The 22,072-nt window shown below is 62.1% G+C and carries 21 protein-coding genes; 11 read left to right on the forward strand and 10 right to left on the reverse strand.

Annotated features, from left to right (window positions below):
- Positions 1 to 126: 126 nt before the first annotated feature.
- The gene (locus G5149_RS18495) at positions 127 to 846 is read left to right on the forward strand and encodes an SDR family NAD(P)-dependent oxidoreductase (protein WP_335828515.1); all 720 of its coding nucleotides are present in this window, start codon (positions 127 to 129) and stop codon (positions 844 to 846) included.
- Here G5149_RS18495 and G5149_RS18500 read toward each other — a convergent pair.
- Both G5149_RS18500 and G5149_RS18505 read right to left on the reverse strand, forming a co-directional pair.
- On the reverse strand, positions 833 to 2,899 hold the full coding sequence (locus G5149_RS18500) for a tRNA(Met) cytidine acetyltransferase TmcA (protein WP_421213288.1): 2,067 nt from the start codon (positions 2,897 to 2,899) through the stop codon (positions 833 to 835). The two genes, G5149_RS18495 and G5149_RS18500, sit on opposite strands and share 14 nt — an antisense overlap.
- Positions 2,896 to 3,207: an HlyU family transcriptional regulator gene (locus G5149_RS18505; protein WP_421213290.1), complete on the reverse strand. Its 312-nt coding sequence runs from the start codon at positions 3,205 to 3,207 to the stop codon at positions 2,896 to 2,898. The genes G5149_RS18500 and G5149_RS18505 overlap by 4 nt, the downstream gene beginning before the upstream one ends.
- 136 nt (positions 3,208 to 3,343) lie before the next feature.
- On the opposite strand from G5149_RS18505, the gene G5149_RS18510 reads away from it, so the two are divergent.
- The 4 genes from G5149_RS18510 to G5149_RS18525 all read left to right on the forward strand — a co-directional run bounded on the left by G5149_RS18510 (position 3,344) and on the right by G5149_RS18525 (position 7,027).
- On the forward strand, positions 3,344 to 3,550 hold the full coding sequence (locus tag G5149_RS18510) for a bacterioferritin-associated ferredoxin (protein ID WP_216980044.1): 207 nt from the start codon (positions 3,344 to 3,346) through the stop codon (positions 3,548 to 3,550).
- Between the two features lie 142 nt (positions 3,551 to 3,692).
- Positions 3,693 to 4,172 (forward strand): bacterioferritin, encoded by a 480-nt coding sequence (gene bfr, locus G5149_RS18515; RefSeq protein WP_005335967.1) that lies wholly within the window; start codon positions 3,693 to 3,695, stop codon positions 4,170 to 4,172.
- Positions 4,173 to 4,374: 202 nt separating this feature from the next.
- The gene (locus G5149_RS18520) at positions 4,375 to 6,480 is read left to right on the forward strand and encodes a DUF885 domain-containing protein (protein ID WP_421213292.1); all 2,106 of its coding nucleotides are present in this window, start codon (positions 4,375 to 4,377) and stop codon (positions 6,478 to 6,480) included.
- 88 nt (positions 6,481 to 6,568) lie between these two features.
- On the forward strand, positions 6,569 to 7,027 hold the full coding sequence (locus G5149_RS18525) for a methylglyoxal synthase (RefSeq protein WP_005341508.1): 459 nt from the start codon (positions 6,569 to 6,571) through the stop codon (positions 7,025 to 7,027).
- Between the two features lie 89 nt (positions 7,028 to 7,116).
- On the opposite strand, the gene G5149_RS18530 is transcribed toward G5149_RS18525, so the two are convergent.
- Entirely contained in the window at positions 7,117 to 8,268 is a 1,152-nt protein-coding gene (locus tag G5149_RS18530) for an iron-containing alcohol dehydrogenase (protein ID WP_337073179.1), read from the reverse strand.
- 237 nt (positions 8,269 to 8,505) lie between these two features.
- On the opposite strand from G5149_RS18530, the gene G5149_RS18535 reads away from it, so the two are divergent.
- Entirely contained in the window at positions 8,506 to 9,087 is a 582-nt protein-coding gene (locus G5149_RS18535; protein ID WP_421213294.1) for a hypothetical protein, read from the forward strand.
- Between the two features lie 190 nt (positions 9,088 to 9,277).
- On the opposite strand, the gene G5149_RS18540 is transcribed toward G5149_RS18535, so the two are convergent.
- Positions 9,278 to 9,733, reverse strand: a complete 456-nt coding sequence (locus tag G5149_RS18540; protein WP_033115559.1) for a hypothetical protein — start codon at positions 9,731 to 9,733, stop codon at positions 9,278 to 9,280.
- A 467-nt stretch (positions 9,734 to 10,200) separates the two neighbouring features.
- Between G5149_RS18540 and G5149_RS18545 the strand changes: the two genes are divergently transcribed.
- Positions 10,201 to 11,673 (forward strand): C69 family dipeptidase, encoded by a 1,473-nt coding sequence (locus tag G5149_RS18545; protein ID WP_421213296.1) that lies wholly within the window; start codon positions 10,201 to 10,203, stop codon positions 11,671 to 11,673.
- Positions 11,674 to 11,734: 61 nt separating this feature from the next.
- Here G5149_RS18545 and G5149_RS18550 read toward each other — a convergent pair whose 3' ends face one another.
- Genes G5149_RS18550 through G5149_RS18560 form a run of 3 tightly spaced genes read right to left on the reverse strand, consistent with a single transcriptional unit; the run spans position 11,735 to position 13,337 of the window.
- Positions 11,735 to 12,481: an SDR family oxidoreductase gene (locus tag G5149_RS18550; protein WP_104016563.1), complete on the reverse strand. Its 747-nt coding sequence runs from the start codon at positions 12,479 to 12,481 to the stop codon at positions 11,735 to 11,737.
- A gap of 57 nt (positions 12,482 to 12,538) precedes the next feature.
- Positions 12,539 to 12,784: a DUF3624 family protein gene (locus G5149_RS18555; protein ID WP_042053656.1), complete on the reverse strand. Its 246-nt coding sequence runs from the start codon at positions 12,782 to 12,784 to the stop codon at positions 12,539 to 12,541.
- A gap of 31 nt (positions 12,785 to 12,815) precedes the next feature.
- Positions 12,816 to 13,337: a GNAT family N-acetyltransferase gene (locus G5149_RS18560; RefSeq protein ID WP_106844032.1), complete on the reverse strand. Its 522-nt coding sequence runs from the start codon at positions 13,335 to 13,337 to the stop codon at positions 12,816 to 12,818.
- 186 nt (positions 13,338 to 13,523) lie between these two features.
- Here G5149_RS18560 and G5149_RS18565 point away from each other — a divergent pair, with 186 nt between their 5' ends.
- Positions 13,524 to 14,966 carry a RimK family protein gene (locus G5149_RS18565; protein ID WP_421213298.1) on the forward strand — a complete coding sequence of 481 codons (1,443 nt, stop codon included), beginning with the start codon at positions 13,524 to 13,526 and terminating at the stop codon, positions 14,964 to 14,966.
- 27 nt (positions 14,967 to 14,993) lie between these two features.
- Complete coding sequence (locus G5149_RS18570) at positions 14,994 to 15,533, forward strand: MgtC/SapB family protein (protein WP_042032827.1); 540 nt, start codon at positions 14,994 to 14,996, stop codon at positions 15,531 to 15,533.
- Positions 15,534 to 15,596: 63 nt separating this feature from the next.
- Here the strand turns inward: G5149_RS18570 and G5149_RS18575 are convergent, their stop codons facing one another.
- Both G5149_RS18575 and G5149_RS18580 read right to left on the reverse strand, forming a co-directional pair.
- Positions 15,597 to 17,222, reverse strand: coding sequence for an alpha-amylase family glycosyl hydrolase (locus tag G5149_RS18575; protein ID WP_421213300.1), 1,626 nt, complete (start codon positions 17,220 to 17,222; stop codon positions 15,597 to 15,599).
- 108 nt (positions 17,223 to 17,330) lie between these two features.
- Positions 17,331 to 19,298, reverse strand: coding sequence for a TonB-dependent copper receptor (locus G5149_RS18580; RefSeq protein ID WP_421213302.1), 1,968 nt, complete (start codon positions 19,296 to 19,298; stop codon positions 17,331 to 17,333).
- Here G5149_RS18580 and G5149_RS18585 point away from each other — a divergent pair.
- Positions 19,287 to 19,547, forward strand: a complete 261-nt coding sequence (locus G5149_RS18585) for a hypothetical protein (RefSeq protein WP_127006022.1) — start codon at positions 19,287 to 19,289, stop codon at positions 19,545 to 19,547. The two genes, G5149_RS18580 and G5149_RS18585, sit on opposite strands and share 12 nt — an antisense overlap.
- On the opposite strand, the gene G5149_RS18590 is transcribed toward G5149_RS18585, so the two are convergent.
- The gene (locus G5149_RS18590; RefSeq protein ID WP_270819191.1) at positions 19,544 to 19,801 is read right to left on the reverse strand and encodes a DUF2442 domain-containing protein; all 258 of its coding nucleotides are present in this window, start codon (positions 19,799 to 19,801) and stop codon (positions 19,544 to 19,546) included. The genes G5149_RS18585 and G5149_RS18590 overlap by 4 nt on opposite strands.
- 257 nt (positions 19,802 to 20,058) lie before the next feature.
- Between G5149_RS18590 and G5149_RS18595 the strand changes: the two genes are divergently transcribed.
- Positions 20,059 to 22,023 (forward strand): LTA synthase family protein, encoded by a 1,965-nt coding sequence (locus G5149_RS18595; RefSeq protein WP_421213306.1) that lies wholly within the window; start codon positions 20,059 to 20,061, stop codon positions 22,021 to 22,023.
- The last annotated feature ends 49 nt before the right edge of the window (positions 22,024 to 22,072 follow it).

Consider the following 22,072-nt stretch of genomic DNA (forward strand, 5'->3'; position numbering starts at 1 on the left):
TAGCTCGGATCTCGGCAAGATTGCAGCGTTAACCGCTTGATCCCGCAGGCTGGCACGAGCGTATCTGCCAATCAGGACAAAGTTGGCGGATGGTGAAATCCATCATGCACTCACAAGGAGCCTGAGATGAGTGAAGGCATAATCGTGATTGGCGCTTCTGGCGGGACCGGGGCAGCTCTGGTGACACATTGGTTGGCGGCTGGTGTCGGGCCAGTGATTGCCATCAGCCGTCAGCCCGCACCTGCGGGCCTCTCGTCGCCGGCTCTGCACTGGCTATGTTGTGATTACAGCGATGAGCAGATGGCAACTGCGGTAGCCCGCATCGCGGAGTTTGCACCGAAACCGCACAGGGTGGTGATCTGCAACGGCATACTGCATCAGGGGGAGATCCAGCCAGAGAAGCGACTAGAAGCAATCAATCTGGATGCCATGACCCGCCTCTACCAGACCAACGCCTTGCTGCCGCTGCGCTGGATCAGCCAGTTGTTACCGCTGTTTGGCCGCGAGCCCTGCACTTTAGCCGTTCTCAGCGCTCGTGTCGGCAGCATTGGCGACAACCGAGCGGGCGGCTGGTATGGCTATCGTGCATCCAAGGCCGCCCTCAACATGCTGCTCAAGTGTGCCGCCATCGAGCTGGCCCGGCGGGCCCCCGGCGTCAAATTGCTGGCCTTCCATCCCGGCACAGTGGATACCCAACTCTCTCGCCCGTTTCACGCCAATGTACCGCCAGGAAATGTGCAGAGTCCCGAACTGGTAGCCGACCATCTGATTAACCTGATGAGCCGGCTGCAACCGGATGGCGAGCTGAGCTTTCTCGACTGGCAGGGCAAACCTATCGAGTGGTAGAGGAGATCAGGAGACGCGCCAGCAGCGCCCGCAACCTCTTGATCACGGCGGGCTTGCCCGCCAGTTGCAACCTCACAGCCAGTCTTCCCCAGTCGGCATATTGCCAGATGGGGGCAATCAGCAGATAACGCTCTTCAGGAGTCAGTGAACCCAGCACAGCCAGATTGCGCGCCAGCCACAGCTGCAAGCTGGATTGGCTCAGTTCGAACGGCTTGTGATGCAGGGCAAAGCACTCAATTTCGTCACGCTCGAACTCGCCAAGCTCAGCCGCGGTGACGGTGCTGCCTTGCAGGCATTGCCATACCAGCTCGGGCTCCAATCCTTTCAGCTCACCCGCCAGCAGGGTCGGCAGCTGGCGTACAAAACGCAGCTGCCACTGATTCAACTCGGTCTCATGCTCGGGTTTCAGCGCCTTTAGCAGCAGGGCTGCGTGGCAGCCGCTGGCGGCATCCCGCTGCAGGCCGATGCGCAGCACCTCCAGCCCGGCCTTGCGCCAGAAAGGGAGCAGGTCGGCGCTGGCCGAAAAGGCAGAACCGAGGTAATCGATCCCCACCTGACGATAATGTTCTTCAAGCCTGCCAAGCAGCAGCGAACCCAGTCCGTGCCGGTGCAGCTCGGGATGGATGGCGATACGCATCACCCGGGCGTATCTGCGCCCCCCCGCCGTTTTGAAACCGGCGTGGGCCAGCAGCGACTGGGGCAGCAGATGGCCGCGCGGACGGCGGCGACCGGCCCAGATCGCCTCGGCCAGCTCGGGCTCTATCTCCCCTTCCCGCGCCACCAAGGCCACACCCAGCAGGCTCTCGTCCTGCTCCAGCAGATGGATGTCGAGATCCGGGCTCTCCAGCAGGGATCTGAGATCGCTCGGCGTAGTCTGGTAGTGAGCCAGCACCAGCAGGCCGAACAGCTGGTTGAGCAACGTCTCGTCGCTCTCCAGCGCCTCCTGATTGACCAGACGCCAGCTCGGGCTGGTCGGCGGCAAGGGCATTGCGACTTCGGCATTGAGGCCGAGCAGGCGGAAAATCAGCGGCTCCAGTGGATCACGCTCACTCCAGCGAATGGGTTCAGAGAGGCGGATCTCCTGCCACTCCGGGGTCTGGCTATCGAGCACACGCTTGAAGCGCAGGTGAAAACCTCGCCCCGTCCCCTCGTAACCGTGCTCGGTGGTGGCAAACACGATGCGACTGTGGCGGGCAAGCATGGCCTCGAGCAGCGGGGTCGGAATGGCGGCCGCTTCATCCACCAGCAGCAGATCGGGATTCATCGCCTCGTGCACCAGCCGATCCGGCGAGCAGTAGCTCAGTCCGGTCAGCTGTTCAGGCGTAGTATCTAGCCCGCGAGCGGCGTGGGCAAACAGGGTCGCTACCGTTGCCTGTGAGGGGGCCGTCACCACTATGTTCAGCGAGGGTTGCTGGCGCAGCAACTCGGCGGCAGCCAGCCCCAGCAGCGCACTCTTGCCACGACCGCGGTCGGCGCTCAGCACCAGTGGCCGACGACGATGGCCGTGCAACACCTTGTGGATGGCGGGCAGCGCCCGTGCCTGATCGCTGCTCAGCCTGCGTTCGGGCCCAATCGGTTGCCATGGCTGCGCGCAAACCGGCGGCTCCAGAGAGAGGGCTGGATCACCTTCCAGCAACCGAACCAGTCGGGCGATAAAGCCGTGGCCGGCCCGGCCCGCCTCCTCCGGCTGGGCCACCAGCCGGATCCGGTCAGGATCCGGCCATGCATGCCACTGTGTTCTGGGCGGGGTCAGCAGCAACAGCAAGCCACCAGCGCATAGAGTGCCAGCCAGCGCCCCGAACGCATCGGGGTGAAAGCCGCTGAAGGCGTTGAACACCAGCGTGTCGCACTCCTGACCGAGCCGCTGCAGCGCCTTGGCGGCGGGTTGCGGGGCATAACACTCGGGCCCGGCACCCAGCCAGAAGACGGTCTCACCAAGCAGGGATTGGGCGCGGGCAATGCAGTCGGCCTCCTCCCCCTCCAGCCAGATCAGGCGCCGCTCACCGGCGCGGGCCAGCGCCTCGCGCAGCAAGGCGACCTCTTGCAGAGTCATGAAGCCTGGCTGTCAGCCGGTTTGCGGGGCTCGAACATGCGATCTCCCATCTGATCGATAAAGGTGTGGGCCTTCTGCACCATGAAACGCTCGGCATCGGCCGGATTGACAAACAGATCGGAGCGGATGAAACGGTGGGTTTGCAGCACGCAGTCCAGCTCTTTGGTGATGCGGCCAGCCAACCGGTACTGGCCCCCTTCCGCCATTGGCTCGGGGTAGATGAGATAGCCGGCATATTCGGTGGGAGTGACTTCGGCGACTACAGCGGGCTGGCCGCCAAACAGGGCAGTGAACAGTTTCTTGAGCATGATGTTTTCCTCAGTGACAGGGCATTGTCACCAAGGGGTTGATGGCTGGCAAGCGGGGGATCTTATTACCAATGGTTATTTGCACTACGAACCATTCTCATTTAGATTTCATGTCATTCCACAAGAGGTAATCATCATGTACGTCTGTTTGTGCCGCGGCATCACAGATACCCAGATCCGCAAGGCGGTGCAGTCAGGTAAAAGCGAATTCCGCCAGCTCAAGCAGTCGCTCGAGGTGGGCGCCCAGTGTGGCAAATGCGTGCGCATGACCATGGAGATCATCGCCGCCGAACTGGACAAGGCCGAGCTGGAACAGGCGCCGCTCTACTACGAGGTGGCCTGAGCAGGGCCTGTCGCCGGTAAAACCGGCCCGTCTTTTCAATCCCTTTCCGCAGGCGAGCTAGCTCGCTGGACCTCTTGTTGTCACTTTTCTGGACTAAGCTCTAAGGATCTCAGCCTCAGGCACGAACCAAGGAGCACTGTCGATGAAAGGAGATCCCAAGATCATTGCCCACCTCAACAAGGTACTGGCCAATGAGCTGATAGCCATCAACCAATATTTTCTGCATGCCCGCATCTACGATGACTGGGGCCTCAAGGCGCTCGGGCACAAGGAGTATCACGAGTCCATCGATGAGATGAAACACGCCGACGAGCTGGTCAAACGGGTGCTGTTTCTGGAAGGACTGCCCAACTTGCAGGATCTGGGCAAGCTGCGCATCGGCGAGACGGTGGAGGAGATGCTGCGCTGCGACCTGTCGCTGGAGATGGATGCCATCCCCGACCTCAAGGTAGCTATCGCCTATGCCGAGTCGGTACAAGACTACATCAGCCGCGACCTGTTCCAGGAGATCCTGGAAGACGAGGAGGAGCACGTGGACTGGCTGGAGACCCAGCTCGATCTCATCGATCGCATCGGGCTGGAGAACTACCAGCAGTCGCAACTGCACCACGGTTCATCCTGAATAGTTATGGCATGAAAAAACGGTTAAAAAACCCGCTGCGGCGGGTTTTTTAATGTCTGGCTGCATAGCTTTTCACACCACTTATCAGCATGAAAAATAAGCGTATTTTTGTTAATCAGATCGCAAAAACAGACGCTTGGGAGTTGCACTATTGGAGCCCCTCACAGGGACATACAATAACAACATGTGAAAGGACTACATCATGCACTTCCTACCCAACAAGCTCGCGCTAGCCTGCGCCATTGCCCTCTCTCTTGCCGCCTGCAACGACAACAGCTCCAACGCCCCGGCGGATCCCGCCGCCGCCAAGGCCTCTCTGATGCAGACCATGGACGAGGCCCTGCGCGAAGGCCAGGCGCTCGACCCCTACGGTTTTGCCATCGATGCCGCTAGCATCGCCAAGCGCAAGGCCCTCGACAGCTCCCTGCTCAAACGGCTGGATGCCCTGGACTCGAGCGTGCTGAGCGAACGGGACCGGTTGTTCTACGACATGATCCGCTGGGATCTGCAGATCAACCTGGCGGGTTACGATCTGCCCCTGTCCCAGATCCCGATCCATCACTTCCGCAACCGGGTGGTGGATCTGGCCGATGAGGTGGGGGCCGCCCCGGCCAGTGGCAGGGCCGCCCGCACCGTCGAGGGTGGCTTCGACTACTTCGAGCAGAGTTCGGCCGAGCGGGTCGCACCGGGGGATGCCGCCTGGCGGCGCGATATCGATCGCCCGGCCGCAGCCCCGGTTCCGGTGAGCAAGGCGAGGGCCGCTACCGCGCCACTGGCCTGGTATCAGGAGCACCTCACCTGGCTCAAGGCCTATAACGGCTACCTTGCCGAGGTGAAGCACCAGTTCGAACTGGGCAGCGCTCAGGGCAACACCCTGCCGGACGAGCTGGTGGACCGGCTGCTGGCCCAGCTCAACAGCAAGCTGGATGGGGAGGCGATCGCCGGCGCCTATCTCGGCTGGCAGCAACTGCCGGGAGAGGCGGACGAGGCGCTGCGCAGCGAGTACAAGGGGGTGCTGGACAGCATCAACGGCCGCTATCTGGCGCTGCGCGACTACCTGGATTACCAGCATGGCGGCGCCTATGCGGTGCGCCTTGGCAGCGGCGAGTGCGACGACGGTTTCTGCGGCATGACCAACGGGCGCGACTGGTATCGCTGGCTGCTGAAGAAGCACACCACCACCGACATGACGCCGGAGCAGGTGCATGCGCTGGGGCTGAGCGAGGTGGAGCGGATCTTCGGCGCCATGGTCAAGGTGTGCCATACCGTCGGCAAGTGTGACAGCGACGACGTGGCCCAGAGCAAGCAGAGCGGCCAGATCTACGCCTTCTTCCGCTATCTGAACGAGCCGGCCTTCTTCTACCAGAATCCGCTGGCGGTCTGGTCTGCCGGCCTCAACCCGGACAATGCAGCCGGGGCGCCCCTGAGCGGGCCGCAGCAACAGGCGCTGGCCGAACACGAGCGGGCACTGCAGGAGTACAACGCCTTCAAGAGCAAGGCGGCGCTGGTGCTGCCGGACTTCTTCGATGCCGAGCGTACCATTCCCAAGCTGGATTACGAGGTGGTGCCCGTCTCCTATGAAGATGCGCCATACGGCGGGGTGGCTTGGTATCAGGACGGCAACCCGCAGACCGGCCGCAAGGGGCAGTTCTTCCTCAACACCTACTTCCCTTATGGTCTGCAGAGCTGGAACATCAGCACCCTGCTGGCCCACGAGGCGGCGCCAGGCCACCACTTCCAGATCACCATCGCCCAGGAGCTGGCCGCCAAGGATCCCGACTTCCCGCAGTACGTGGCGAACGCCTCCTACACCGCCTATGCGGAGGGCTGGGCGCTCTACACCGAATACCTGGCGGATCACGACATGGGGCTCTATCAGGGGCGCGGTCTCTATGATCCGGAGGTGGGGGACGTGAAGGTCGAGGGATCGTCCGCCTTCAACAACCAGCTGCAGTACTTCGGTCGCCTCAACGAGGAGATGCTGAGGGCCATGCGGTTGGTGGTGGATACCGGCATTCACTGGTATGGCTGGAGCCACGACCAGGCCGTCAACTACATGAAGGAGAACTCGGCGCTGGGGGCGGGGGATATCAGCTCCGAGGTGCCGCGCTACATGGCCTACACCGGCCAGGCGACCTCCTACAAGGCTGGCCAGCTGGCGCTGATCCGGATGCGGGAGTCGGCCGAGCAGGCGCTGGGCGCAGGCTTTGACCTCAAGGCGTTCCACCACCATGTGCTGGAATACGGCATGCTGCCCATCTCGGTGCTGGAGCAGAAGAACCAGCAGTGGATTGAACAGTCGAAGTGATCACAGTTACGGCGCCCGGCAAGGCAATGGGCGCCGCTTTCGATTAGGATACGGCTCTATTCAAACAACACTGCTACGGATGATGTCCATGGAACAGATCGCCCGTGAGATGGCGGCCCACAAGCGAGTGGCGCTGGTGGCTCACGACAACATGAAGACCCCCCTGCTGAACTGGGTGATGCGGCGCAAGGAGGAGCTCAAGCTCCACCACCTCTACGCCACCGGCACCACCGGCACCATGCTCGGCAAGCAGGCACAACTGCCCATCACCTGTCTCTTCTCCGGCCCTATGGGGGGCGACCAGCAGCTCGGCGCCCTGATCGCCGAGGGCAAGATCGACGTGCTGATCTTCTTCTGGGATCCCCTCAATGCGGTGCCCCACGATCCGGATGTTAAGGCGCTGCTGCGCCTCGCGGCAGTCTGGAACATCCCGGTCGCCACCAACGAGGCGACCGCTGATTTCATCATGGACAGCCCCCACATGCGCCAGGCGTTCAGCGTGCAGATCCCGGACTACGCCGGCTACCTCAAGGCGCGTACCGAGTGATCGGCTAACCCGTCATGCAAGAGGGCCGCAACAAGCGGCCCTCTTTAATTGGGAAAATGAATCAGCCAAGGAAACAAACCGGCGCAGGCTTATAGCGCACGGGCGAGAATACGCGCCACCCGATCCGGATCGATATCCTGCTGTTCACCGAGCGCAGTGCGCCCCACCCGCTTGAGGTTGGAGCAGACCGCCGGAATGCAGCTTTCGCTGAGGCCATAGTCGGCCAGCCGGGTGCCCAGCCCCATCTTCTGGAAGAACTGCTCGGTACGGATGATCGTCTCCTCGATGCGCAGGGCCTTGTCCTCGCGGGTCGAATGCCACACCCGCTCGGCAAACTGGGCCAGTTTCTCCTGCTTCTGCGCAGCCCGCTCCCGCAGCAGGGCGGGCAGCACCACCGCCAGACTCTGACCATGGTCGAGCCCGTAAAGCGCCGTCAGCTGATGGCCGATGGCGTGGGAGGCCCAATCCTGTGGCACCCCGCAACCGATAAGGCCGTTGAGCGCCAGACTGGCCGCCCACATCAGATTGGCCCGCACCTGATAGTTGGTCGGCTCCGCCAGCGCCTTGGGGCCGTTCTCCACCAGCACCTGCAGCAGCCCCTCCGCCAGTCTGTCCTGCACCTCGCCTCCCACCGGGAAGGTGAGGTACTGCTCGGCGATATGGACGAAGGCATCCACGACCCCGTTGCCGGTCTGGCGCGGCGGCAGGCTGTAGGTAGTGGTCGGGTCGAGCACCGCAAACTGCGGCTGCACCAGCGGGCTTCTGAAGGAGATCTTCACATCTCCCCGGCTCACCACCGAGGTGGGATTGCTCTCGGAGCCGGTCGCCGGCAGGGTCAGCACACAGCCCATCGGCAGCGCCTTGTGCACGCTCGCCTGCTTGCCGCAGATATCCCAAGGATCATCCCCCTCGTAGCAGGCGGCGGCCGCAACAAACTTGGTGCCATCGACTACCGAGCCGCCACCGACCGCCAGCAGGAAGTCGATGCGCTCGCGTTTCACCTGCACCACCGCCTCCATCAACAACTCGAATCTGGGGTTGGCGCCGATGCCGGAAAACTCCTGCCACGTCACCCCCTCCAGCGCCCGGGTCAACTGCTCATACACCCCGTTCTGCTTGATGCTGCCACCGCCGTAGAGCACCAGCAGTCGGCTGCCGGGCGGGATCAGTTCGGGCAAGCTGGCGATCTGCCCCTCACCGAAACAGATGCGGGTCGGATTGGCATATTGGAAGTTGTACACGGCGGGCTCCTCGACTTGATCAATGCGGGGACATTGTGCGCCCACGATCCCGACAGGTCAAAAAACGGGAGCCGGCTATCAAATTGCATATTGAGCAGGCTGCCTGCGAAATAAAGAGCGACGGCTCTGCTATGGTCTCCTGGCAGCTTTGCTATGGTCTCTTCGGGAGCCGGGAGTACTGCCTTGCACCATCCCGGCTCTGCCCCTTCCAACTCCTTTGCTCACAAGGTCTGACACATGAAACTAAAACATGCATGGATTGCCGCTCTGCTCTCCCTCTCGACCACGCTGACGCAGGCCGCCGAGGTCACCGCCGACGTCGCCACGGCCCCCGGCAAGGCCAACATAGTGGAGGCCGTATCCGCCCAGGCGAAGGTGACCGCCATCGACATGGCCAGTCGCAAGGTGAGCCTGACCAATGCCGCCGGTGAAGCGTTCGATATCATCGCCGGTGAACAGGTCACCAATCTGGCCAACCTCACGGTGGGCGATACGGTGGCGCTCAGATATCTGCAGATGCTGGATCTGGCTCTCATCAAGGGCGGGGCGGGCGTCAGACAGCGGATCGTGGAGGTGGCTGCCGACAAAGCCGGAGCGGGTGAGAAACCGGGAGCCGGCGTGGCCAGAAAAGTGACCCTCTATGGTGATGTCATCGCCGTCGACAAGGCGCAGCAGACCATCACGGTCAAAGGGGTGGATCACACCCTGATGCTCAAGGTACACGACCCGGCACAGCTTGCCCTGATCGCCAAGGGGGATCAGATCAAGGCCGTCCAGACCCAGGCTGTAGGGATTGGCATAGTGCCAGAAAAGAAATAGCGCCTGAAAGAAGATAGCGCGGCTGACTGGCAGTTCCAGCTCAGCTCTTGTCCAAACAGACAGGGAGTGGCATCTGCCCTCCCTTTTTTACTGCGCAACTTGTTGCATGGCGCAGTTCACTTAACCCCGACAGGGGCAAGTGCTTGCCCCCCTAACCACGAATTGCCGTTCGAGTCGTGCCGGCAACGCCTCAGGCGGTTTTGGCCTCATCTTTGGAGGAGCTCTTCTTGCCGGTCAGGCGATCCATCGCCTCTTTCAGCATCGCATCTTTCTGCTCGTTGAGCGGCTTGCTCTGCTCCGCCCGCTCTTCCGGGGTCAGCTTCTTGTTGTCGGCAATCGCCTTGAGCTTGTCTTCTATCTCGTTGAATTTTTTGCGATCAAACCCGAGTGCCTTGTCCACCAGCTGCTGCACCACGCCCCCCTTGTCGGAGCTCATGTCGAGCGCCGGCGGCAGCTTGCTGTTCTTGGCCAGATGTTCATAGGTGAGCACCTGCTGGGCCTGACCGGTCATGCGCTGGGTGGAGAGGCTGACCATCTCCTCCCAGCCACCACCCTGCCCGCCGCTACTGGCACTGTTGAGGGTGGCGAGGGCGCGGTTGTTGGAGGCGCTCTGGGCAAGCTGCTGGCTGTAGGGTTTGATATCCATGAAGACTCCCGTTCTGTGTGCCGACCCGCCGGAGCGGGCCGACTGAATGCGGCGGTATGGGGTCTGGCCCCACCTTTGACAATAAAACCAGCAAGTTACAGGCCAACTTGTTAGATTGGTCGAGATCCCCGCGCTGGCAAGCTTGCCAGCGGTTACAGCCCCGACGCAGCGTCAGAATCATGACTCATCCGCTACTTTTACCCCGATTTCCGACACATACCGCTGCCCAAAAACACTGCACCATATAAACCGCAGGAACGCTCCGTCGATCACAAAACAACCACTCAGGAATACAATTTTGGCGCACATCGCAACCAGCCAGCCGTGTCATGGATGATCTGTTCGTCAAACCAATAACAGGCAGACCAATCTGCCGAGCTCGCTCCGCTGCCAGTTCGGAGTTGCGGCCTCCCCACACCTCATCCCCTCGTCTGACTCTCACTCACCTCAACCTTTCGGGCATAACGATGAAAAAACACACCTTGAGTCTTCTCTACGCCACCCTGCTCACCCTGCTTGGCACCAGTGCCGACGCCTGTACCGGCCTCATCGTCGGCAAGGGGGCCAGTGCCGATGGCAGCGTGATGATCGCCAGAAACGAGGATTTTGGCGTCAACAACTGGAACAAGTACCTCGCCTTCCGGCCCGCGCAGCAGAACGAGGGCAAGGTCTGGAAACTGGGTAACGGGCTGGAAGTGCCGATGCCAAAGGCGTTTTTCGCCTACTCAGCCATTCGTGACTGGGATGCCACAGCCAGCGACCCGGACGGCAAGTATTACGAGGAGCGCGGCATCAACGAGTTCAACGCCGCCATCTCGGCCACCACCAGTGCCGAGGTCAACGACAAGGCCCAAAAAGCCGATCCGCTGATCGAGAAGGGAGTGATTGAAGCCATCATCCCGACCCTGATCCTGCCGCAGGCCAAAACGGCCAAAGAGGGGGTCGAGCTGCTCGGCAGCTATGTGGAGCAATATGGCGCCGGTGAGGGCAACAGCCTCTATCTGGCGGATGTGAACGAGGCCTGGCTGATGGAGATCGGCTCCGGCCACCACTGGATTGCGGTGCGGGTGCCGGACGACAGCTATGCCATGGTGGCCAACGGCCTGCGCATCCACGGCGTCAATCTCGACAGCGCCGATGTGCTGCACTCGCCCAAGCTGCTGGAGTTTGTACGCGAGCACAAACTGCTGGATAACGCCGACCCGAAAGAGTTCAACTTCGCCAAGGCGTTCGGGGTCATCGCTGACCCGTATAACGTGGATCGGGAGTGGCTCGGCCAGAAAATGCTGACCGCCAGCCATCCGCAGCCGACCCGGCAGGCGCAATATCCGCTCTTTATGAAGCCGGATGATCCCATCGCCGTGCCGGACGTGGCCAAACTGCTGAGCGCCACCTATGAGGGCACGCCGCTGGCGGGCAAGGCTGAGCGGCCGATCCGCATCGATCGCCAGCTGGAATCCCACGTCATCCAGCTGCGCAAGGAGATGCCCAAAGAGCTGCAGGGATTGATCTGGCAGAGCTACGGCGTGCTGGCCGAATCTGTGATGGTGCCGCTATACAACACCCTGGAATCCTACCCCCAGCCCTATCGCACCGGCAGCGACAGCTACTCCGATGACTCTGCCTACTGGCAGTTCCGCAGCCTGACCGCGCTGGCCAGCGCCGATCCGGACAAGTACCTGCCGCTGCTGCGCGGCGTCTGGAGCAAGGAGAGCAGCAAGCTTTACAAGGAGGTAGCCCTGCTCGACAAGAGCCTGAAGCAGGCCTATGCCAGCGACAAGGCTACCGCCATCGGGCTAGCCGCCGACTACTCCTATGGCCAGTTGGAGCAGACCTATCAGATGGCCAAAACGCTGCGCTACAAGCTGATGACGGATCTCACCAAGCGCACCGAGAAGAAGTATTCGCCGGAGGAGTTCAAGAAGATCATGAGCCTGTAATCGGTTCGCCAACGCAAAGAGGCTCCTAAGGGAGCCTCTTTTGTTTCAGCCAATGCGGCGATCAGCGACGGCTGATATTGAGCGGGCCGAAGGTCTGCGCCACCGGCATGATCTCGATGCTGTTGATGTTGACGTGGGCCGGTTGCTGGCTCACCCAGAGCACGGTATTGGCGATGTCTTCCGGCTGGATCGCTTCCACCCCCTGATAGACGGAGGCCGCCTTGGCATCATCACCGTGGAAGCGCACGTTGGAGAACTCGGTGCCGCCGCACAGGCCCGGCTCCACGTTGGTGACGCGGATGGCGGTACCCGCCAGATCGGCGCGCAGGTTGAGGCTGAACTGCTTCACGAACGCCTTGGTGGCGCCGTAGACGTTACCACCCGGATAGGGGTAGGTGCCCGCAATCGAACCGATATTGATGACGTGACCGCGATTGCGCGCCACCATGCCCGGCAGCAGCAATCGGGTGAGCAGGGTCAGACCGCTGATGTTGGTGGCGATCATCTGCTCCCAATCTTCCAGATCCGCCTTGTGGGCCGGCTCCAGCCCCAGCGCCAGACCGGCGTTGTTGACCAGCAGATCCACCTCGCTCCACTCGGCTGGCAGAGCAGCGATGGCAGCGCGGGTGGCCGCCTTGTCCTGCACGTCGAACGCCAGCGGCAGGAACTGCGCGCCCAGCTCGTCAGCCAGCGCAGCGAGCCGCTCGGCGCGACGACCGGTACCGATCACCTTGTAGCCCGCCTGCACCAGCTGGCGGCTGATGGACTCACCAAACCCGGACGAGGCGCCCGTTACCATTGCTATCATCTGAACCTCCATTATCTCAACCGATATTGTTATTTATGTTGTTGAAACCAATCTGACTTATTCATCGCTCAATTCACGTCCGGTCGCCTTGCGCCAGACAAATACCACCAGATGGAGCAGCAGCAGGCCCGAGCCACCCAGCGCAAACAGCAGGCCGGTGAGGGCGTTGACCGAGGTGTCGGCGCCGCACCACCACCAGACCAGCCAGCCACTCAGGCCGATGATGAAGGTCTGGATGGCGCAGACCGGACAGCGCCCCAGCTTGGCCCTGATGGCGGTGGCAAGACAGTTGTCGCAGCTCATCCTGCTCCTCGATTCTGCTCGTTCAACATGATCAGTTGGCCTGTGAAGAGGGCTTGCGCGCCTGAGTGCGAGCCACTCTGCGCCGCTCACGCTCCTCGTCGCTCACCAGCGGCAGCACCAGCCGGTGGGCGTGCTGGTCGCGGCCATAGTAGTCCGCCAGCCGCTGCTGGGGACGAAATCCCAATCCCTGATAGAGCGCCAGCGCCTCTTCGTTGGCGTCCGCCACCTCCAGCCGGATCGCCCCCCAGCCAGCGGCCTTGCCCTCGCGGATCACCTGCTCCAGCAGGCGCCGCGCCCAGCCCAGACGACGCACCGTCCAGCGGATAGCCAGCGCCTGAATGACCAGCCGATCCCAGCCTCTGTGCTCCAGCAGGCAGAGATAGCCCATCAGCTGATGTTTCTCGTCCAGCAGTAACAGGGTGCGCCCCTTGGCGTGGGCCAGCAGATAGTGCCAGCGGCTGCGGCCAAAGGCGACTTCGGGAGGAAAACAGTAGCGTTCCAGATTAACGATGGCGCCCAGATCATCGGTTCGGGCCGCACGTACGGTCAACACGGGGAGTCCTTGTTCGGTTATTTATCCTCAGCACCAAAAATGCGACTTGTATCACAAGTTACCAAGGCGTCATATTAGGCACTGTAACCTCTTGTTTCCCCTCGCGCCATTGTCGTGCTTGTCGGTGCATCGAAGCCCACTGGGGATCCTGCCTGTTCAGGCAGTCTGATCTGTGGAGCCGAAAATATGAGTACCTATGTCATCGTCGAAGAGCTGGGCGACTGGCCTTGCCATGCCGATTATCTGCTGACCGCCCGCACCTATCTGCAACATGGCGTGCCGACCACCGGCGGCCGACCCCGCATCATCAACCTCTGCCGCAATCTGGAGCACCTTAGCGCAGGCTACTACTGCTCGCTGCTGGCCCAGGCACGCGGCCACCACTGTCTGCCGGGTCTGCAGGCCATCAGCCGACTGCAACCCCAGCAGCCACCGGCCAAACTGTGGCGCAAGGCACAAGGGTGGCTGGCCCAGCAGAACGAGGATCGGATCCGGGTACGTGCCATCTTCGGCCAGTGTGAACAGAGCGAGCTGGCGGTGCTGGCCCGCTACTACTATGGCCTGAGCCAGTTGCCGCTGCAGGAGCTGACCCTCAAGCGCGGTCGCCACGGCTGGTCGGTACGCCAGCAGCAGAGCCTGTCGCCGCTGGCGCTGAGTCCAAGCGAGAAAGAGTTGATGCTGCACCACGCTCAGGCACTGGTGGGCACCGGTGACGAGGAGCAGGCGGCGCCGCTCTATCAGCTCGCCATTCTGGTCGACCCCAACGACGGCCGTGCCAGCAGTGATGGGCTGGCGCTGGAGCGTTTTATCCGGGCTGCCGCCGCCCAGGGCATCCGGGCCGAGATCCTGCCACCGTCAGCCATCGAACGGCTGCCGGAGTTCGACACCCTCTGGCTGCGTGCCGAAACCGCGGTCGGCCACTACACCTTCGAATTTGCCCATCGCGCCGAACAGCTCAAGATGCCGGTGATCGACAGCTCCCGCGCTATCCTCGCCTGCAGCAACAAGCTCTACCTCTACGAGCTGATGGTGCGCAGCGGCGTGCCCATGCCGCCCACCATGGTGGTCACCCGCCGCGGCCGCCACCATGTGGACGAACTGGTGCAACGGCTCGGCCTGCCGCTGATGGTGAAGGTGCCCGACGGCGCGCAGGGGCGCGATCTCGCCATGGCCAGCGACGAGCAGCAGCTGGCCCGCCTGCTGGACGAGGGGCTGGGTAGATCCGCCCTGCTGCTGGTGCAGAGCCGGATCCCCGCCGAGTTCGACTGGCGCATCGGCTTTCTCGACGGTTCGCCGCTGTTCGCCTGCCGCCGCTACCGGCCCGAACCCGGCAACCGCATTCGCCGCCGCAAGCACCCCCTCGACATGAGCCGCATCGAGGCGCTGCCGCTTAACGAGGTGCCGGAGCGGGTACTGCAAACCGCCCGCCGCGCCGTTCATCAGCTCGGCAACGGCCTGTTCGGGGTCGACCTGCGCCAGCAGGGGCGCGACTGCGTGCTGCTGGAAATCATCGACAATCCCTGGATACGTGGCGATATTGAAGACAAGGAGGCGCAGGATCTCTACGAGCGACTGTCCCGTGCCTTCCGCCAGCGGCTGGAGAACCGGGGGCAGAGCGCGGCCGGATAACAACAAGCATCGATTGCAGAGGTGGATATGATGACGACTGATTGGTGGGACATTGCACCCCTTGGCTGGGAGAACATCCTGGTCTGTCTGGTGTGCGGCACTCTGGTAGGGCTGGAGCGCCAGCTGCGCGGCAAGCCGGTCGGCATACGCACCTCCTCGCTCATCATCCTCGGCACCTACTGCTTTCTCGCCATCGGCGCCGCCCTCAGCCCCCAGAGCGCCGATCAGGCACGGGTGCTGGGCCAGCTCATCACCGGCATCGGCTTTCTCGGTGCCGGGGTGATGATGACCCGGGATGGTCAGGTGCTGGGGGTCACCTCCGCCGCCACCGTCTGGATGCTGGCCGCCCTCGGCGCCCTCATCGGTATGCAGATGCTCCATCAGGCGCTGCTGCTCACCGGCGTCACCCTCTCCATTCTGGTCGGCGTCGACTATCTGGAGACCAGCTTCAAGAGCCTGCGCCGCGGGGTGCACAACCGGCTGGAGAGCTGGCGCAATGGCAACGGCAATGGTCACCCGCCAGCCGCTCCCCGCCCGGATGAGCTGGGCAGCGGCATCGAGAAGTAGGACGGCGTCGCAAATGAAAAAAGGGCTCCGCTATGGAGCCCTTTGCGTTGGGGCGAGGTCGCACTATTGCAGCAACAGGAAGCGACCGGTGAGGGGTGGCAACTCCACCGTCACGCTGCTGCCGCCGATGGCCAGGCGCTCGCCGCTCTGCAGATCCACCAGCGCGCTGCCACTGCGCAACTTGCTGGCCGGCACAGCATAGCTCTGGGGCGTGCCGGAGACGTTGAGCAGGTAGACTACTTGCTCCGCCGCCGTCTGCTTGATGTCGCCATAGACGCTTCCCTCGGCCACCAGCTTGACCCGCTCCCCCTGATAGAGGGCGGGGTGGGCGGCGCGCAGGGCCAGCAACTGGCTGAGCCACTGTTTCAGCTCGCTCTGCTCGCTGCTCGGCACGAAGCCGGTGGCGCCTGGCACCTTGCCATCGCTGCGGGCCACGTGATCGTCACAGAGCCCCTGCGCGGCACAGTCGCCCCCCACCTGCTGGGCAAAGTCCGGCACCTCGTCGCCAAACTCCTCGCCGTAGTAGAGGGTGATGGGGCCGGAGCGGGCCGCCAGGAAGCTGAAGGCCGCCTTGTGGCGCTGCCAGTAGTCCGCCGGATTGAAGTTGCCGCGCTCCAGCAGATCGCCGAAGCGCACCAGATCATGGTTGCCCAGCATCAGATTGGGCATGGCGTGATCCGGGTAGTTCTCCACCTTGTTCCAGCTGGCGTCGAGCACGCTGGCCCCCTGCCCCCCCTTGCCGGACTCCTCCACCGCCAGCGCCTGCACCAGGCCGTAGCGCAACGGGAAGTCGAACGCCGAAGAGAGCGCCGGGTTGTCGCTCGGCCCATACGCCTGGGCGCGGATCTCGTCGGCGCCCTTCCACACCTCACCCACCATGTAGCCGAGGGTACCCCACTGCTGGCCGGCGTTCTTGCGCGCCGCGCTGACCCGCTCCACCTCGCTGCGAATGGCGCGCCAATCATCCAGCCCAAGCTGATAGGCCTGATCGAGGCGCCAGCCATCGATGCCGTACTGCTCGACCCAGTAGCGGGCCACCTCCTTGAAGTAGGCGAGACTCTGGGGCTGGCTGTAATCCACCAGCTGGCCGGGATAACCGGCACCGCCGCTCTTGAGGGCGGGCAGCCGTCCCTCGGGCGAGGGCTTGCTCACCCCCACCTTGTTGACGTGGCCGAACACCCCGTCGAGGAAGACGTAGAGGCCGCGCTGATGCGCACCGTCTACCAGTTTCTTGAGCTGGACGTTGCTGCCGAAGTTAGGGTCCACGTTGAAGAAGTCGCAGGCGAAGTAGCCGGTGGCATCCAGCTTGTCGTCACCGCCTTGCCCCGCGCAGGAATCAAACACCGGGGTGAGCCAGATGGCGTTGACGTTGAGGCTCTTGATGTGGTCCAGGCTGTCGATGATCCCCTGCAGATCGCCGTTGTGCTGGGAGGGGCCGTAGCCGACACCATAGTTGGCGCTGTCGTCGCCGTCGATAAACGACTCCACCATCACCTGATAGGTGCGCAGGTTGCAGGCCGGCTGATCATTGCCGTAGCAGGCGCGGCTGGCGGTGGCCGGCGGCGGGGTGACCGGCGGATTGACCACGGGGGGCGTGCTCTCCCCGCCCGAACTACCACTGCCGCCGCAAGCCGCCAGTAACAGGGCGGCCCCGAGCAGGCCGCCATAGCGTAACGTTCCCTGTTTCATTGTTGTGTTCCCGCTGTGAGAGCAGGCGTCTGATACGCCTGTTTTCACCATGATAACGATGCTCACACAGCGGTGTCTGTGACTGAAAACGTTATCTGACTCAACTGGTTAGAGCACACCGACCGAGGCGAAGCGGTAACTGACCGAGAGCCAGTAGGCGCGGCCCGGTTCCGGTATCCGCCCCACCTGCTCATAGCCCAACCCGGCCTGACTGCTGTGCACCGACTTGGAGAGGTGCTCGTAGTAGAAGGTGTCGAACAGGTTGTCTACCCCGGCCGAGAGCTGCCACCCCTTGGCAAACTGCCAGGCACCGCTCAGGTTCATGGTAAAGAAGCCCGGGGTCTCACCCTGATCCTGACCGGCGACCGTGCCGGAGCCCACATCGACCCGATCCTGCGCGGCCACGGCGCGGCCCAACAGGGTCAGATTCCACGCCTCGGCTGGCTGCCAGCCCAGCGCCAACTTGCCATCGAGCGGCGGCATCTGGGCCAGCGGCTTGTTGTCGCTCTGGTTTTCACCGTAGACCACCGCCAGGCCGCCATCGAGACGCCACTGCTCGGCAAACTGCCAGCGCCCCTCCATTTCGCCACCGCGGGTCTGGGCGTCGATATTGCGCACCTTGTTCGACTTGTTGTTATAGAGCAGGTAGTCCTTGATGTTGGCGCTAAAGAGGGAGAGGGTCAGATCCAGCTCGCGGCTGCGCAGGGCCAGCCCTGCGTCCCACTGGCGGCTGCGCTCCGGGTTGAGGGTGAACGGGGTGCTGTCCTTGCTGCGTTCCCAGTAGTCCGGCGCACGCTCTGCCTGCCCCCAGGCCAGATAGCTGGACCAGCGTGGCGACCACTGATATTCGTAGCGGCTAAACCCGCTGTTAAGACTCAGGGTATCGCTGTAGAGGGTCTGTTCACCAGCGCCATAGCGGGTGGTCTCTACCCTATCCTGACGGTAACCGCCCTTGTAGCTGTGAGCCCCCTGCTGACGACCCAGTTCGGCGAAGCCGCCCTGCTGCTCGAAACGCAGGGTGCGCTGACGATCCTTGGTGGCATAGTCGACCCCACTCCGACTGCGGTGCTGGTCCCGGTTGCTGTCGAGCCCGGCGGTCAGCAGCCAGTCTGCTGGCAAGGCGATGTCGTTGGCCCAGCGACCGCCGGTGTTGCGGCGATCCGGGTTGGAGAGCATCTTCATGCCGCTGTTTGGCCGCAGACTGAAGTTGTCCATGATGTGGTCGATGTAGTTGTCCCACAGAGTCAGCTCGCTGCGCTGCCAGTGAGTGGTGATCTGCTCCTGCTTGAGCTTCAGCCCGAAGGATTCGCGATCAAACATGGGGCCATCCATGGTGCGATCCGCATAGGCGGCGCGGGCATTGCTGCGCTCGGCGGTGAGTTCCAGCCAGGTGTGCTCCCCCGGCGTCCAGCCCAACTGGGCGGTGCCGTTCTCGCGGCGATAGAAAGATCGCACCTTGTTACCGTGACCATCGCGGTAATCGTCGCTGTCGGAGTGGGTGAACTGGCCGCGCAGATAGCCATCGGTCGAACCCGCCGTCATATCCACCATCTGGTCATCGCGACCAAAGCTGCCAAAGAGGGCCGAGGCATCGGCCTTGAGGCCCGGTGCGGTGAACTCGGGCCTGTCCCGCTCGAACAGTACGGTTCCCGCCAGGGTTGCCCCCTGCTCGAGGGATTGCGGCCCCTTCAGCACCCGGATCCGGTCAAAGGATTGGGGGAACACATAGGCCGTGGGCGGGTCCATCCGGCCGCCACACCCACCGGCCAGCATGCCGCCATCCATCTGCACGTTGAGGCGGGACATCCCCATCCCCCGCAGTACAGGGTCGCCACCGAGCCCCCCTTTGCGCACCATGCTCATGCCGGTGACATTCTTCAGATAACCGGCGCCGTCGGCAGCGGGCATGGGGGAACCGGGCTTCTTGGGATCCAGCGTCACTTCAAGTGTGCTGGCCGGGCGGGTTGCCACCACCACCATAGGATCCAACTGTTGCACCGACTCCTGACCGGCAGCGCCGTGACAGGCGAGTCCACCAACCAGCAGGGCAAGGGGTGTGCGCATATGACAAGCCATACATTTTCCTTATGTATTTGTTTGTTTTGTTATTTTCATTCAACCAACCAAACCTTTCAGCAAGGGAAAGGTTTGCCGTCAGGCCGCAAAAAAGGCCTGCGGCGCGAAAGCGGCAAGCCTCTGTCAGGTGAAGCGAAGGCAAGTTGGCAAAATGTTGCGCAGGTTTTACCCAAGTTGGCTCAGAAAGGCAAACGGGCAAACATTCCAGCAACAGGAATCTGGCGTTGGCTCACAAAAAATGGGGATTAGCTGAAGGCTTCCCGCTCATCAATGGGAGAGATGAGGTGATAGACCTCATGGGCTGACAAGGTACATCCGACGGGCCACTCCAGCTGGTGGTGACGGTTGATGAAGACCCGGGCGCAGTGACGCTCGCTCTCCAGCTTTGCAAACAGCGGCTGGATGCGCCAGGGGGTCAGATCCAGCACACCCGTAGTGCCATCCGATAACACCAGAAACAGGCGCCATCCCCGCACATACTCGACATCGATAAAGACCGGCATCCCTTCGGCTCCGATTGAGATAATTCGCGGCAATTATAAATCGCGATCCCACCCCTATTCGCGCTGCGGGTCACATTTTATCCAGCTGGTTATGCTGTGCTCATTCGCTGTGCGACATCACATTTTTAGATGACAAATGTGCTGGTTTCGACTTTTAACAAACTTGAATGCAACCTTAACCAATTCGATCTGTCATAAGCTCACAGCAAGTAAACACGTCTGTGGACAGACGTCTTCAGTCTTAATCAGGAATAAAGATGACAGTACTAAAACAGCGACTCGGCCCGTTTTGGCCCTTTGCCGTCTTCTGCGTTTTCGCGCTTTTCTCTCTCTCTTTCAGCAGGCTCACCCTCGGTCTCTGGCAACTGGAACGGGTGGATGCCGTGGCCGGTTGGCAGGAGATGCTGCTGCAAGGGATCCGGGTCGATTTTGCGACCCTCTGCTGGGTCTGGGGAGTCCCCGCTATGCTAACCCTGCTGCTGGCCGGCCCCCACACCATCGGTCGCGGCTGGATGCAACTGATGCGCGTCTGGTTGACTGTCGGACTCTGGCTGATGCTGTTCCTCGAGATATCCACCCCTTCGTTTATCACCGAATATGGCGTGCGCCCCAATCGCCTCTATGTGGAGTACCTCATCTATCCGAAAGAGGTATTCGCCATGCTATGGGCGGGCCGCAAGGCTGAGCTACTGCTGGCGGTGCTCTTCAGTGGTGCCGTGCTGGCCGGTGGATGGTGGCTGAGCGGCCGTCTGGTACGTGGCCTCAGCTTCCCCCGCTGGTACCTGCGTCCGGCATTCGCCCTGCTCATTCTGGCCATAGGTTTTCTAGGTGCCCGCTCCAGCCTCGGCCACCGCGCCCTCAACCCGGCCATGGTCGCTTTTGCCGAGGATCCGCTGGTCAACGCACTGACCGTCAACTCCGCCTACTCTCTCTTTTTTGCCATCAAGCAGATGGGCGCCGAGGAGGATGCCAGCCGCTTTTACGGCAAGATGACGGAGCAGAAAGTGCTCGAGGTCATGCGCAGAGAGAGTGGCCGTCCGGCCAGTGATTTCAACTCCGATCTGCTACCCAGCCAGACCTTCAACGAGGCGAGCTTCAAGGGCAAGCCGAAGAATCTGGTGATCTTGCTGCAGGAGAGCCTGGGCGCCCAGTTTGTCGGCTCTCTCGGCGGCCTGCCGCTTACCCCCAACATCGATGCCCTGTCGCAGCAGGGCTGGGCCTTCGAGCAGCTCTACGCCACCGGCACCCGCTCGGTACGCGGTATCGAAGCGGTACTGACCGGCTTCACCCCGACCCCGGCGCAGGCGGTGGTCAAACTCGGCAAGAGCCAGACCAACTTCTTCACCATCGCGGATCTGCTCAAGCAACGGGGTTACGACACCAGCTTTATCTACGGCGGCGAGAGCCACTTCGACAACATGCGCAGCTTCTTCCTCGGCAACGGCTTCACCACCATCATCGAGCAGAAAGATTTCGACAATCCGGTGTTCAAGGGCTCCTGGGGCGCGTCCGACGAGGATCTGATGGCCAAGGCCGACGACACCTTCAACGCGCTGCACAAGGAGGGCAAACCCTTCTTCAGTCTGGTGTTCAGCTCCAGCAACCACGATCCGTTCGAATTCCCGGACAACCGCATCGAACTCTTCGAGCAGCCCAAACAAACCCGCAACAACGCGGCCAAGTATGCGGATTACGCCATCGGCGAGTTCTTCAAGAGGGCGAAACAGTCCGACTACTGGAAGGATACCCTGTTCCTGGTCATCGCCGACCACGACAGCCGGGTCGGTGGCGCCAGCCTGGTGCCCATCCCCCGATTCCATATCCCCGGCGTCATCGTCGGTGACGGCATTGCACCGAAGAAGGATCCGCGCATCGTCAGCCAGATCGACATGGCGCCCACCCTGCTCTCCCTGATGGGGATCAGTGCTGACTACCCCATGCTCGGCAAGGATCTGACCCGCATGCCCGCCGACTGGCCGGGACGGGCCATCATGCAGTACGACAAGAACTTCGCTCTGATGCGCGGCAAGGATGTAGTGATCCTGCAACCGGAGCGCGCGGCAGAAGGCTATATCTACGATGATGCCAGCGAGAAACTGACACCGGCAGCGCAACCGGACATCTTGAAGGAGGATGCGCTTGGTCTTGCCCTGTGGGGCAGCATGGCCTATCAAAAGAGTCTCTATCAGACGGCAAAGGATGAACGCACTGCAGCCAACTGAGCCGTGCGTGCTGATTCAATCAATAGCAAGATAGAAAAAACCGCCAGCT

Origin of the sequence: Aeromonas sp. 600479 (assembly GCF_049175515.1) — a bacterium.
GTDB classification, from domain to species: Bacteria; Pseudomonadota; Gammaproteobacteria; order Enterobacterales; family Aeromonadaceae; genus Aeromonas; species Aeromonas veronii_A.

Bases quoted from the DNA above. Each gene is read 5' to 3' on its own strand.
- G5149_RS18540 (WP_033115559.1), bottom strand. From the start codon at position 9,733: ATGGATATCAAACCCTACAGCCAGCAGCTTGCCCAGAGCGCCTCCAAC.
- G5149_RS18520 (WP_421213292.1), top strand. From the start codon at position 4,375: ATGCACTTCCTACCCAACAAGCTCGCGCTAGCCTGCGCCATTGCCCTC.
- G5149_RS18595 (WP_421213306.1), top strand. From the start codon at position 20,059: ATGACAGTACTAAAACAGCGACTCGGCCCGTTTTGGCCCTTTGCCGTC.
- G5149_RS18510 (WP_216980044.1), top strand. From the start codon at position 3,344: ATGTACGTCTGTTTGTGCCGCGGCATCACAGATACCCAGATCCGCAAG.
- G5149_RS18565 (WP_421213298.1), top strand. From the start codon at position 13,524: ATGAGTACCTATGTCATCGTCGAAGAGCTGGGCGACTGGCCTTGCCAT.
- G5149_RS18550 (WP_104016563.1), bottom strand. From the start codon at position 12,481: ATGATAGCAATGGTAACGGGCGCCTCGTCCGGGTTTGGTGAGTCCATC.
- G5149_RS18575 (WP_421213300.1), bottom strand. From the start codon at position 17,222: ATGAAACAGGGAACGTTACGCTATGGCGGCCTGCTCGGGGCCGCCCTG.
- G5149_RS18495 (WP_335828515.1), top strand. From the start codon at position 127: ATGAGTGAAGGCATAATCGTGATTGGCGCTTCTGGCGGGACCGGGGCA.
- G5149_RS18525 (WP_005341508.1), top strand. From the start codon at position 6,569: ATGGAACAGATCGCCCGTGAGATGGCGGCCCACAAGCGAGTGGCGCTG.
- G5149_RS18535 (WP_421213294.1), top strand. From the start codon at position 8,506: ATGAAACTAAAACATGCATGGATTGCCGCTCTGCTCTCCCTCTCGACC.
- G5149_RS18580 (WP_421213302.1), bottom strand. From the start codon at position 19,298: ATGGCTTGTCATATGCGCACACCCCTTGCCCTGCTGGTTGGTGGACTC.
- G5149_RS18555 (WP_042053656.1), bottom strand. From the start codon at position 12,784: ATGAGCTGCGACAACTGTCTTGCCACCGCCATCAGGGCCAAGCTGGGG.
- G5149_RS18505 (WP_421213290.1), bottom strand. From the start codon at position 3,207: ATGCTCAAGAAACTGTTCACTGCCCTGTTTGGCGGCCAGCCCGCTGTA.
- G5149_RS18590 (WP_270819191.1), bottom strand. From the start codon at position 19,801: ATGCCGGTCTTTATCGATGTCGAGTATGTGCGGGGATGGCGCCTGTTT.
- bfr (WP_005335967.1), top strand. From the start codon at position 3,693: ATGAAAGGAGATCCCAAGATCATTGCCCACCTCAACAAGGTACTGGCC.
- G5149_RS18570 (WP_042032827.1), top strand. From the start codon at position 14,994: ATGATGACGACTGATTGGTGGGACATTGCACCCCTTGGCTGGGAGAAC.
- G5149_RS18545 (WP_421213296.1), top strand. From the start codon at position 10,201: ATGAAAAAACACACCTTGAGTCTTCTCTACGCCACCCTGCTCACCCTG.
- G5149_RS18585 (WP_127006022.1), top strand. From the start codon at position 19,287: ATGACAAGCCATACATTTTCCTTATGTATTTGTTTGTTTTGTTATTTT.
- G5149_RS18500 (WP_421213288.1), bottom strand. From the start codon at position 2,899: ATGACTCTGCAAGAGGTCGCCTTGCTGCGCGAGGCGCTGGCCCGCGCC.